Origin of the sequence: Nocardioides sp. (assembly GCF_036401255.1) — a bacterium.
Classification (GTDB): Bacteria; Actinomycetota; Actinomycetes; order Propionibacteriales; family Nocardioidaceae; genus Nocardioides.
The window spans coordinates 1-11,644 of the sequence record NZ_DASWVI010000253.1 but is presented as its reverse complement, the minus strand read 5'-3'; the positions used below and the strand labels follow the sequence as shown (position 1 = coordinate 11,644).

At 73.5% G+C, this 11,644-nt stretch carries 9 protein-coding genes; all 9 read right to left on the bottom strand.

Annotated elements, in window-relative coordinates; genetic code table 11:
• On the bottom strand, positions 1-1,266 hold a 1,266-nt coding region (locus tag VGD85_RS11555), incomplete at its 3' end, for a xanthine dehydrogenase small subunit (RefSeq protein ID WP_331063590.1).
• A 33-nt stretch (positions 1,267-1,299) separates the two neighbouring features.
• A complete protein-coding gene (gene hydA, locus VGD85_RS11550) occupies positions 1,300-2,706 on the bottom strand; it encodes a dihydropyrimidinase (protein ID WP_331063589.1) in 1,407 nt (468 codons plus the stop codon).
• Positions 2,707-2,714: 8 nt separating this feature from the next.
• Positions 2,715-5,636, bottom strand: coding sequence for a molybdopterin-dependent oxidoreductase (locus VGD85_RS11545; protein WP_331063588.1), 2,922 nt, complete (start codon positions 5,634-5,636; stop codon positions 2,715-2,717).
• Positions 5,633-6,358, bottom strand: coding sequence for an FAD binding domain-containing protein (locus VGD85_RS11540; protein WP_331063587.1), 726 nt, complete (start codon positions 6,356-6,358; stop codon positions 5,633-5,635). The genes VGD85_RS11545 and VGD85_RS11540 overlap by 4 nt, the downstream gene beginning before the upstream one ends.
• A gap of 22 nt (positions 6,359-6,380) precedes the next feature.
• Entirely contained in the window at positions 6,381-7,358 is a 978-nt protein-coding gene (locus VGD85_RS11535; RefSeq protein ID WP_331063586.1) for an ornithine carbamoyltransferase, read from the bottom strand.
• Positions 7,359-7,375: 17 nt separating this feature from the next.
• Complete coding sequence (gene pyrB, locus VGD85_RS11530) at positions 7,376-8,329, bottom strand: aspartate carbamoyltransferase (RefSeq protein WP_331063585.1); 954 nt, start codon at positions 8,327-8,329, stop codon at positions 7,376-7,378.
• 15 nt (positions 8,330-8,344) lie between these two features.
• Complete coding sequence (locus tag VGD85_RS11525) at positions 8,345-9,334, bottom strand: LLM class flavin-dependent oxidoreductase (protein WP_331063584.1); 990 nt, start codon at positions 9,332-9,334, stop codon at positions 8,345-8,347.
• A 15-nt stretch (positions 9,335-9,349) separates the two neighbouring features.
• Positions 9,350-10,708: an amidohydrolase family protein gene (locus VGD85_RS11520; RefSeq protein WP_331063583.1), complete on the bottom strand. Its 1,359-nt coding sequence runs from the start codon at positions 10,706-10,708 to the stop codon at positions 9,350-9,352.
• A gap of 29 nt (positions 10,709-10,737) precedes the next feature.
• On the bottom strand, positions 10,738-11,644 hold a 907-nt coding region (locus VGD85_RS11515), incomplete at its 5' end, for a pyridoxal-phosphate dependent enzyme (protein WP_331063582.1).

Genomic DNA, 11,644 nt, shown 5'->3' with positions numbered 1-11,644 from the left:
GGCCTCGGCCCTCCGCGCGCGGACCGGCGTCGCGGCCACGCCGCCGAGGCCGATCCGCGCCCGGACGACGGTGCCGTCGACCACGTCGAGGGCGAAGGCGACCGCGACGCTGGAGATGTCGTCGTACCGCCGCTTGGCGATCTTGTGGAACGCGGTGAGCCCGGCCTGGGGCTGCGGGATCCGCACCGCCCGGATCAGCTCGCCCGGACGCAGCTGTGAGCGTCGGTAGCCGGTGCAGAACCCGTCGACCGGCACCTCGCGCTCGCCGGCGGCGGAGACGAGCACCACGGTGGCCTCCAGCGCCAGCAGCGCCGGCGCCAGGTCGCCGATCGGCGAGGCGGTGGCGAGGTTGCCGCCGATCGTCGCGCTGTTGCGGATCAGCCGCGACGCGAACGCCGGGAACAGCTCGGCCAGCAGCGGCACCCCGCCAGCCAGGGCGGACTCGACCTCGGAGAGGGAGAGCGCGGCGCCGATCTCGATGGCGCCACCGGGCGCCTCCGGCACGGAGACCCGGCGCAGCTCGGCAAGCTGGTCGATCGCGACGAGGTACGGCGCGCGGGCGCCGTGGAGGTTGACGTCGACACCCCAGTCGGTGCAGCCGGCGATCGGCCGCGCGTCCAGGTGCTCCCGCAGCAGGTCGAGCGCCTCGGCGAGGTCCCGCGGGCGTACGAAACGTCCGTCCGGGCCGTCCACGTGGGTCGCGGCCGGCGGCGGCGCGGGCCGGTGCCGCCGCGCCGCGAGAGGGTCGTCGGGCGCCGGGTCGCCCAGGGCGTACGCGGCGTCGCGGATCGGGCGGTAGCCGGTGCAGCGGCACAGGTTCCCGCTGAGGGCGGCCAGGTCGAAGCCGTTGGGTCCCCGGTCGTCGGTCACGACGTCGCCGCCCCGGTCACGCCGGTAGAACTCCGCGGCCATGCTGCACACGAAGCCCGGCGTGCAGTAGCCGCACTGCGACCCGCCTCGCTCGGCGAGCTCGCGCTGGACCGGGTGCAGGTCGTCCGGCGTGCCGAGGCCCTCGGCGGTCACGACCTCCTGGCCGTCGAGCGCGACCGCCGGGACCAGGCAGGCGTTGAGGGCGGTCCAGCAGGTGACCTCGCCGTCGGACCGGGCGACCAGCACGGCGCACGCGCCGCACTCACCTTCGGCGCAGCCCTCCTTGGCGCCGGTGAGGCCGAGGCCGCGCAACCAGTCGAGCGCCGTCGTGTGCGGCGCCACCCCGGCGAGGGACCGCGTGGTGCCGTTGACGGTGATGCTGGGTGCTGCTGCCATGCCCTCTCCTCACGCAGCCAACGCGACGACATTTTACGCGGCCCCGAGCCCTCGCCGCCGGACGAAACGGCCGCGTCCCGGACGCGGGTCCGCCGGCTCCCCAGCGACCGCGACGACCTCGCCACGGCTGATGGTGACGGCCGGCCAGCCGGTCACGACCCGGCCCGCGTAGGGGCTGTGGTCGCACCGCGAGTGCAGGGTGCGCGCGTCGAGGGCCCGGCTGGCGCCCGGGTCGAACACCACCAGGTCGGCATCGAGCCCGCGGCGTACCGCCCCCTTGGCGCCGTCGAGCCCGAACAGCCGCGCGGGGGCACCGGCCGTGACCTCGACCCAGCGCTCGAGCGACAGCCGTCCGTCGACGACGCCCTGGTAGGCCAGCGACAGCCGGGTCTCGACGCCGCTGAGGCCCCCAGGGATCTGCCGGAAGTCGGACCAGCCCTCCCCTCCGGTGCCGCGCCGGCGGTCGGCCTCGGTGAACGGGCAGTGGTCGGTCGCGAGGACCTCGACGTCCCCTTCCGCGAGCGCGCCCCACAGCGCGGCGCGATCGTCGGCGCTCCGCAGGGGCGGCGCGCACACGAAGTCCTGCTCCCCGGCCGCGAGGTGCGCCGCGTCGAGGTACAGGTAGTGCGGGCAGGTCTCCGCGTGGACATCGATCCCGGCGGCGCGGGCGTTGCGCACCGCCTGGAGACCGGCGGCGCTCGAGAGGTGCACGACGTAGAGCCACGCGTCCGCGACCCCCGCCAGCACCGCGGCACGGTGGATCGCCGCGGCCTCGACCGAGGCCGGGCGCGCCGACGGCACCGCGTCGGGACCGGTCCGCCCCGCGGCGATCGCCTGGGCGACCAGGGTCTCGACGGTCGCGCCGTCCTCGGCGTGCACGCACACCCGCATGCCGGTACGCCGGGCCGCCGCGAGCGCGCGCGCCAGGGTCTCGTCGTCGACCATCAGCCGCTCCGGGTAGGCGAGGTACAGCTTGACGCTGGCGACGCCGTGCCGGAGGAACTCGGCGAACCGATCGACCGCGGCGTCCAGGTCCTCGGGCAGCTCCGTGACCGTCAGGTGGAAGCCGTAGTCGACGACCGCCCGGTCCCGCGCCCGGTCGTGCCAGGTCTCGAGCGCCTCCTGCCAGGGCTCGCGGCCCGCGCCGGCGAAGTCGACCACGCAGGTCGTGCCGCCGCAGGCGGCCGCCAGCGTGCCGGACTCGAAGTCGTCGGCCGAGGTGACCGCACCCACGGGCAGCGCGAAGTGGGTGTGGACGTCGATGCCGCCGGGGACTACGTAGGCCCCGCCCGCGTCGACCACCTCGACCCCCGCGCCGCCGTCCGCGGTCAGACCCGGCGCCACCGCCGCGATCCGGCCCTCTCGCACCAGGACGTCCGCGCGCCGCGTGCCGTCCTCGTCCACGACGGTGCCGCCGCGGACCAGCATGTAGTCGCTCATCGTGGCTGCTAGGCGTGGAGGGCCCGCCACACCCGCTCGGGCGTCATGGGCAGATCGTCGACCGTGACCCCGGTGGCGTCGAGGATCGCGTTGCGCACGGCGGGCGCCACCCCGTCGATCGCGATCTCGCCGATCGACTTGGCGCCGAACGGCCCGCTCGGCTCCATCGTCTGCACGAGGAACACCTCCATCGGGGGCGTGTCGTCGGGCCGGAAGATCCAGTACGGACCGATCTGCGCGTTGACCGCCCGCCCGGCCTCGTCGAGCACGAGGTCCTCGGTGAGCGCGTACCCCAGCGCCTGCACCATCGCGCCCTCGACCTGTCCGCTGGCCGTCGTGGGGTTGATGACCACGCCGGCGTCGACGGCCATGACGAGCTTCGTGACCGTCACCTGGCCGGTGTCGACGTCGACCTCGATCTCGACCGTCTGCGCGGCGAACGGAGGCGGCGACTCCCCGGACACGTGGCTGGCGGTCGCCATGATCTGCTCCTGGTCGTCGAGGTGCAGGGCGTGCAGCGCCACGTCCTGCAGCGTGACCGACCGCCCGTCGGGGGCGAAGGCCTGCCGGTTGCGCAGCTCGACCTGGCCGGCGTCGTCGAGTCCGAGGAGCCGGGCGGCACGCAGCACGATCCGCTCGCGCACGGCCTCCGCCGCCTTCTTCACCGCCATCCCGGAGATGTAGGTCGTGCTGTCGGCGTACGCGCCCACGTCGAACGGCGTCATGTCGGTGTCGGCCGCGTAGACGATGATGTCGTCCGCCTCGACGCCGAGCACCTCGGCGGCGATCTGGGCCAGCACCGTGTCGGCGCCCGTGCCGAGGTCGGTCGCCCCGAACAGCAGGTTGAACGAGCCGTCGTCGTTCATCTTGATCGAGGCGCCACCCATGTCGAGGTTGGGGATCGCGGTCGCCTGCATGCACAGCGCGAACCCGACACCGCGGCGGATGTTGGGCCGGTCCGGTGGCTGCTTCCAGGTGGGGTCGTTGCGCCGCTCCCAGTCGATCGCGCGGAGCGCCTGGGCGACGCACTCGTCGGTCGCGCAGCTGGTCACCCGCGGCAGCTCGCCGGCGATCTCGGCGGCACCGCGCTCGCCGAGCGCGGGCAGGATGTCGAGCGGGTCACCGGTGCGGACCCAGTTCTTCCGGCGCAGCTCGACCGGATCGACCCCCAGGCCGCGGGCGACGTCGTCCATCAGGGACTCGAGCGCGAACAGCGCCTGCGGCGCACCGTAGCCGCGGAACGCGCCGGCCACGGGCCGGTTCGTGTACGCGACGTCGGCGTGGTAGCGCTTGGCCGGGCAGTTGTACTGCGACAGCCCGCGCTGACCCGAGACCGACTGCACGGTGAACCCGTGGGTCGCGTAGGGCCCGGTGTTGCCGACCACGCGGTGGTCGAGCCCCAGCAGCCGGCCCTCGTCGTCGACGGCCGCGCGGAACGTGACGGTCTGGGCGTGGCGGATGCGGGCGGAGACGAACTCCTCCTCGCGCGTCAGCTCGAGCCGGACCGGACGACGGGTGGCGAGCACCAGGTGCCCGACGACGTCCTCGAGCAGCATCTCCTGCTTGCCCCCGAACCCGCCGCCGATGCGCGGCTTGATCACCCGGATCTGCTTGACCGGCAGGCCGAGCAGCGGCGCCACCATGCGCCGCGCGTGGAACGGGACCTGGGTCGAGCTGCGCAGCACCAGCCGCTCGTCCTCGTCGAGCCAGCCGATCGTGATGGCCGGCTCGATCGGGCAGGTGTGCTGCTGCTGGACGTGGAAGGTCCGCTCGAAGACGTGCGGAGCGGCCGCGAACGCCGCCTCGACCTCCTCGTCGGGCACGGTCTGACCGTTGACGTCGCGGGGGATGTTGCGAGACGCATCGAGGATGCCCTCGGTGTCGTCCTCGTCGTGGATGACCGGGGCGCCCGGCTGGATGGCCTCGACCTCGTCGAAGACCGCCGGCAGCACGTCGTAGGTCACCGTGATCCGCCGGCACGCCTCCTCGGCGATCTCGAGGGTCTCCGCGGCGACCGCGGCGACCCGGTCGCCGACGTGGCGGACCTTGTCGTCGAAGCTGACCTGGTCCCAGGGCCGCGGGTTGGGCCAGCTCTGGCCACCGGACGCGTACTTCACCCGCGGGGTGTTGAACGTGTGCAGGACCGCGTGCACGCCCGGCAGCGCGCGCGCCTCGGCGTCGTCGATGGCGACGATGCGCGCGTGGGCATGGGGGCTGCGCAGCACCTTGGCGTACAGCATCCCGCGCAGCTCGATGTCGTCGACGAACGCGGGATTCCCCTTGACCAGCTTGAGCGCATCGACCTTCGCCGCGCCCGCACCGACCACCTGCGTCGGCGGGACGTCCGCGGCGGGCACCAGTCGCGGCCGGGCGGCCGGAGCCTCGGGCACCGGTGCGCCACCGCCGTCGGTGAGCCGCTCGACGATCACCGGCGCCATCGGCTCCGGCTTCTCGCCGCGCAGCAGCGCCGCGGCCCGCTGCACCCCGTCGACGACCTTCACGTAGCCGGTCTCGCGGTCGAGGATCCCGGAGAACGCGTCGCGGATCTGCCACTCCGACGGGTCCGGCACCCGCGCGAGCAGCGCCTGGGCGGCCAGCACCATCGCTCCGGCCGAGTAGCCCGACTGGAGCGCACCGGACTCCACGAACGCCGCCTGGATCGGGTGCAGCTCCCCGGTGGCGACGTTGAGCGACTCGACGGTCGTCACCTCGTGGCCGCCCGCCTGGGCGGCGAGCAGTACGTCGGCCGAGACGAGCCGGCCGTCGAGCAGCACCGCCGCGGCCCCGGTCTCGCCGGTCTCCGAGCCGTACCGGACGCTGAAGCAGCCCAGGCGGCGCAGCACGGTGAGCAGCGAGTCCCCCGGGGCGCAGGTCACCGTGCGCGGCGACCCGTTCAGCGTGAGCTCGAGGTCCATCGTCACGGGGGTCATGAGATCGCCTCCACCACTCGGTCGGTCAGCACGTCGGCCAGGGCCCGGCGGTACTCGTCGGACCCGCGGAAGTCGCCGACCGGATGCAGCTCCTCGCCGGGTTGCACGAGCACCGGCGTGGCCGCCACGCCCGTCAGCGCCACCCGTCGCCCGCGCTCGCTCTCCCGCGCGAACGCCGCGACGATGGCGCGGTCGGCGGGGGTGCGGGCGGTGTGCGCGGCGGCGGCGGTGCCGTCGATGCGCAGCGTCACGGCCGTCACGATCCGCCCGGGCCCGACCGGGAGCGCCGCGAGGAGCGCCTCGAGCGGGAGCGCGTCGGTCCCCTGGCCGGTGTCGAGGTGCACCACCGCTTCGTGGACGAGCAGCGCGGCCAGCAGCTCGCTCTCCGCGTCGCCGGTCGCGACGCAGCCGCCGACCGTGCCCTGGGCACGCAGCGTGCTCGGCCGCTCCCGGCGCGCGGCCTCGCGGACGACCTCGGGCACCAGGTCGCTGTCGACGAGCTGCTGGAGCCGCGTCATCGCCCCGATCCGCAGCACGTGCTCGCCCTCGGCGCGGATGCCGTCGAGGTGGAGCGCCTGCAGGTCCACCACCTCGACCCGGCGCGCCGAGGTGTCGCCACCCAGTCGGGTGCCGCCGGCGAGCGCGACCGCGCCGGACCAGGCCAGCAGCTCGAGGGCCTCGTCCATCGTCGAGGGACGCGCGTAGGCGGAAACCGTCACCATCGTGCCACCGTCCTCCCGGGCCTCAGCCCATCGTCAGTGCCATCACGGCCTTCTGGCCGTGCAAGCGGTTCTCGGCCTGGTCGAAGACCGCGCTGTGCGGGCCGTCGATCACGCCGTCGGTCACCTCGGTGCCGCGCTCACCCGGCAGCGGGTGCATGTAGATCGCGTCCTCGGCGGCGGTCTCGAGCCGGCGCTCGTCGGCGATCCAGTCGGCGTAGGAGTCGACGAGCCGCTTCTCCTCCTCGACGTCGGAGGTGGTCATCACCGCCCCCCAGCTCTTCGCGTAGACGACGTCGGTCCCGCGGATGCCCGCGTCGAAGTCGTCCATCAGCTCGAAGGACGCGCGTCCGAGCCGGGCGTTCTCCCTGGCCTGCTCGACGTAGTCGGGCATCAGCGCGAACTCCGGCGGATGCACGAGGCGGACGTTCATCCCGAACCGGGGCAGCAGCATGATCAGGCTCTGCGGCACGCTGAGCGGCTTGGAGTAGGTCTTCGCGCACGCCCAGCTGATCGTCGCCGTACGACCCCGCGGGTCGCCGAACCGCTCGATGATCGTCATCAGGTCGGCCAGCGCCTGGTGCGGGTGGAAGTGGTCGCACTGCATGTTCAGCACCGGCACCCGGCTGGCGGCGGCGACCTCGCGGATGTAGGTGTTGCCGACGCCCCAGTCGACGTTGCGGATCGCGATCCCGTCGTTGTAGCGGCCGAGGATCTCGCCGATCTCGGTGGCGGTGTCGCCGTGGGCGATCTGCGTGGACCTGCTCTCGATGAACTGCGCGTGCCCGCCGAGCTGGGCCATGCCGGCCTCGAACGAGGCACGGGTGCGGGTGCTGGCGAAGAAGAACAGCATCGCCAGGACCTTGTCGCGCAGGTAGGGGTGCGGCTGGCCGAGCGCCCGATCGCGCTTCAGGGCGAACGCCACGTCGAGCACGGTGTCGATCTCGTCGCGCGTCCAGTCCTGGAAGTCGATGACGTCGCGGCCGCGCAGGTGGGTCTGCATCGGTCCCCCTCCCCCGGCTACTCGACCGCTCCGAGGACCAGCGCGAGCAGCGCCATCCGCAGCGACACCCCGTTGGCCGCCTCGGCCCAGTAGCGGGCGTGCCGGGTGCTGTCGACATCCGTGGTCAGCTCGTCCATCCGCGGCAGCGAGTGCAGCACGATCGAGTCCTGCTTGGCCTTCTCGTGCAGCAGCCGCCGGGTGACCTGGTACGCCGCCGGCGTGGCGCCCTTCTCGGCGGTGGGGTCCACGCGGGACTGGGTGTAGTCGGCCTGGACGACCGGCTCCATGTAGATCACGTCGGCGTCGGCGATGCACGCCTCCACCGACTCGACCTCGCGGTAGTTCACGCTGCGCTCGGCGAGCTCGGCCTTGAAGTCGTCGAGCAGCGCCAGCTCCGGTGGGCAGACGACGAACGCCTCCATGTCGAACTGCGAGGACGCGTAGAGGATCGAGTGCATCGTGCGCATCCGCATGTCGCCGACGCACAGCACCTTCAGGCCGTCGAGCGTGCCCTTGTCGCGCCAGATCGTGTAGAGGTCGGTGAGCACCTGGGTCGGGTGCTCGCCCCAGCCGTCGCCGCAGTTGATCACCGGCACCGACGCCCAGTGCGCGGCCTCGTGGGGGGCGCCCTGCACGTGCGAGCGCATCGCGATCACGTCGCCGTAGTACTCCAGCATCTTCACGGTGTCCTTCATGGACTCCTGGTAGAAGTCGCCGGCGCGGGTCATCTTCGCGTCGGAGAACCCGAGGACGTGGCCGCCGAGGCGGTGCATGGCGGCCTCGGTCGAGAGCCGGGTGCGGGTGCTGGGCTGGTAGAACGCGGTGAGGAGCGTCTTGTCCTTGAGGAGGTCGCCGTTGCGGCGGTTCTCGGCGTGAGGGCGCAGCTCCTCGGCGACCCGGAAGATCCGGAAGTAGTCGTCGCGCTCGACGTCCTTCAGGGACAGGATGTCGCGGCCCAGGAAGCTCCTCATCGTGCGTTCTCCTCTTCAGACACCGAAGGTGTCGATCATCAGTCGGACATCGTCGCCGAGCGGGTACAGGACGGGGCAGGTCGCGCCCGCCTCGACGTACTCGGTGACCTTGGCGCGGCACTCCTCCGGGCTGCCGGAGGCGGTGATCTGCTGCACCACGTCATCGGGGACCAGCCGCATGGCCCGGAGGATCTCCTCTCGCTCGGCCGGCCAGGTCAAGACCTTGCCGATCTCCTCGATGAGCGCGGGATCGACGCCGCTGGCCTTCATGATGTGCGGCTGCTGGCCGAGGTACTGCGTGAGCAGCTCCCGGGCCCGGTCGAGCGCGAGTGCCCGGTCGCGGTCGACCGAGCACACGACGAGCTGTGGCCGGTCGAGGTCGTCGACCGACCGGCCGGCCTTCGCCGCGCCCGTGGCGAGAGCGGCCATCGCCTGGGCGTTGTAGGACGGCGACACCATGTAGTTGAGCAGCACGCCGTCGGCGATCTCGCCGGCGAGCTCCATCATCTGCATGCCGGTCGCGCCGATGTAGATCGGCACCTGCTTGGGCGAGCGGTCGCCGTGGACGATGTCGATCTCGACGTCGTCGAGGTGCACGAACTCGCCGTCGTAGGTGACCCGCTCCATCGCGAGCAGCCGTCGGGTGGCCTCGACGGTCTCGCGCATCGCACGCAGCGGCTTGCGCCGCTCGACCCCGACCTTGGTGGCCAGCGGCTCCCACCAGGCGCCGAGGCCGAGCATCACCCGCCCGGGCGCCAGCTCGTCGAGCGTCGCGAACGTCGCGGCGAGCAGTCCGACGTTGCGGGTCCAGATCGGCACGATGCCCGAGCCCACCTTGATCCGGCTGGTGACGGCGGCGTACGCCGCCATCGGCACCGTCGCCTCGCGGACCAGCCGGCTCTCGGCCTGCCAGACGGCGTCGAAGCCACGCTCCTCGGCGTAGCGGGCGTACTCCATGCCCTCGCGCAGGGGGTGGAGGTCCTGGAGGTAGAGCGCCACTCTCATCGTCTGCTCCTCGGGTCAGCTCATCGGTTCGAACTCGTGCGGTCCGATCTCGTCCATCCGCTCCCACAGGCGCCGGGCCTCGACGGCGCCGGCGGCGGCCGCCTCGGCCTCGTCGACGCGGGTCGAACGGCGGTCGGCGACGACCAGCTCGCCGGCGACGACCACGTCGCGGACCTGGCCCGAGGAGAGGCCGAAGACCCAGTGGCCGACCAGGTTGTCGGCGGTCACCGGGGTGGGGGTCGGGTAGTCGAGGACGACGAGGTCGGCCGGGGCACCCGGCCGGAGGGTGCCGAGCAGCGGCTCGCCGTGGACGCCGCCGGCGAACCGGGCTCCCTCGGCGAGCCGGGCGAGCGGCCAGTCGCCGGGGGTGGCGACGTCCGCCTCGCGGGCGCGGAAGTACCCGACCTGGGACTCGGCGAACAGGTCACCGCCGATGCCGTCGGTGCCGAGCGCGACGCCGGCACCGGCGGCCCGCGCGAGGTGGTTGAACGGCGAGTGCCCCACGGCGTTGTTCATGTTGCTGCGCGGGTTGCAGACCACCGTGGCGCGGGTGTCGGCGACGGCGTGCATCTCGGCCGGCGCGACGTGGACGCCGTGGGCGAGCAGCGCGCGGTCGGTGAGCACCCCGGCCCGGTCGAGCCGCTCCACCACGCCGTGGACCGAGCGGGCCCGGGCGTCGACCTGGTCGGCGGCGTCCTCGGCGACGTGGATGTGCACGCCCACACCGTCGGCGTGGGCGGCGTCGACGAGCTGCCCGAGCGTCGCGTCGGAGAGCGTGAACGACGCGTGGGCGCCCATCATGCCGCGGGTCAGGCCCTGCGCACGCGCGAGGAAGCGGCGGTTCTCGGCGATGCCCGCTGCCGCCCGGTCGAGCCCGTCCCGGTCGCTCACCTCGTAGCACAAGACGCTGCGGACCCCGAGCTGCGCGAGGGTGTCGGCGATGATGTCCAGCGAGCCGTCGATGGCGTACGGCGAGGCGTGGTGGTCCACGATCGTCGTGGTCCCGGCCCGCAGCGCGTCGAGGCCGCCGCGCAGGGCCGAGGCCCGGATCGACCGCTCGTCGAGGGCGCGGTCCAGCCGCCACCAGACCCGCTGGAGGATCTCGGTGAACGTGACCGGCGCGACGAGGTGGTAGGGCATCCCCCGGCTCAGCGCCGAGTACAGGTGGTGGTGGGCGCAGACGTTGCCCGGCAGGACCAACGTCCCCGAGCAGTCGCGGCGGGGCACCCCGGCCGGCACCGTACCGACCGACGCGATGCGGTCCCCGGCGATCACGACGTCGGCGGAGACCACCTCGGGCGGGTCGAGTGCGGCCACCACCGTGGCGCCGCACAGCGCGAAGGAGGGGACAACGACTCCGATGTCGGCCGCCACGATGTGCGCTCCTCTGCTCCGAGTTCTACTCAGCGTGCTCCGGGCCCGGACCGCCCGCTAGGGTCCATGGACCCTGCCGGCGACCGGTCCACACCGGTGAACAGGACGCCCACACGCGTGTCCGGAGCGACGGTCCCGTCGGCCACCAGGTCGAGGAGACCGGCGAGTCCCGAGGACCCGGTGGGATCGACGCGATAGCCCGCGGCGACGCCGAGGTCGCGGGCCCGGCCCAGGGTCTCCTCGGCCACCACGACCGGGCGCCCGCCGGTGGCGAGCATCCCGCCCACGACCGCGCGCCAGTCGTAGGTCTCGTCGTCGAGGATGCCGCCCGCGATGCTGCGGGGCTCGCCCTCCCACGGCCACATGTACGCCGAGCGGTGCGCCGCGGCCGCGTGCAACGCGTCGTCGATCTCGGCGCGGGTGGGCGTCGGGGGCAGGCCGCCTCGGACCAGCGTGTAGGCCCGCTCGAGCGGGTGCCCGCCGGTGGTCTGCACGGTGTGCACCCGGGGCGGGATCTCGAGGGCCCCGAGCGCGGCCGCCTCGTCGAGCGCCTGGAGGCACGCGCTGGCCAGGGCGCCGCCGCCGACCTGGACGACGAGGTGGTCCAGCGTCGTGCCGGCCGCGCGGAGGTCGGAGGCGATCTCCCAGCCGAGCGTCTCGCCGCCCTCGATGACGAGGCCGTTCTCGTTGCCCTGGCAGGTGAACGGCAGCGCCCCGGCCGCGAGCTCGGCCTGCAGGCAGAGGTAGGCCGGGTCTCCCTGGGTGTCGGGCGTGCGGACGCACGTGACCACGTCGGCGCCCAGGTCGCGCAGCGCCCCGAGCACCACGGGGTCGGCGTCGACCGGCACGAAGACGCGCAGCCGCCGGTCGGCGGCGCGGGCGACCACGGCCGCGGCGAGCGCGGCGTTCCCGCAGCTGGCGATGGCCAGGTCGGGT

Bases quoted from the DNA above. Each gene is read 5' to 3' on its own strand.
- VGD85_RS11545 (WP_331063588.1), bottom strand. From the start codon at position 5,636: ATGACCCCCGTGACGATGGACCTCGAGCTCACGCTGAACGGGTCGCCG.
- VGD85_RS11540 (WP_331063587.1), bottom strand. From the start codon at position 6,358: ATGGTGACGGTTTCCGCCTACGCGCGTCCCTCGACGATGGACGAGGCC.
- VGD85_RS11525 (WP_331063584.1), bottom strand. From the start codon at position 9,334: ATGAGAGTGGCGCTCTACCTCCAGGACCTCCACCCCCTGCGCGAGGGC.
- VGD85_RS11535 (WP_331063586.1), bottom strand. From the start codon at position 7,358: ATGCAGACCCACCTGCGCGGCCGCGACGTCATCGACTTCCAGGACTGG.
- hydA (WP_331063589.1), bottom strand. From the start codon at position 2,706: ATGAGCGACTACATGCTGGTCCGCGGCGGCACCGTCGTGGACGAGGAC.
- pyrB (WP_331063585.1), bottom strand. From the start codon at position 8,329: ATGAGGAGCTTCCTGGGCCGCGACATCCTGTCCCTGAAGGACGTCGAG.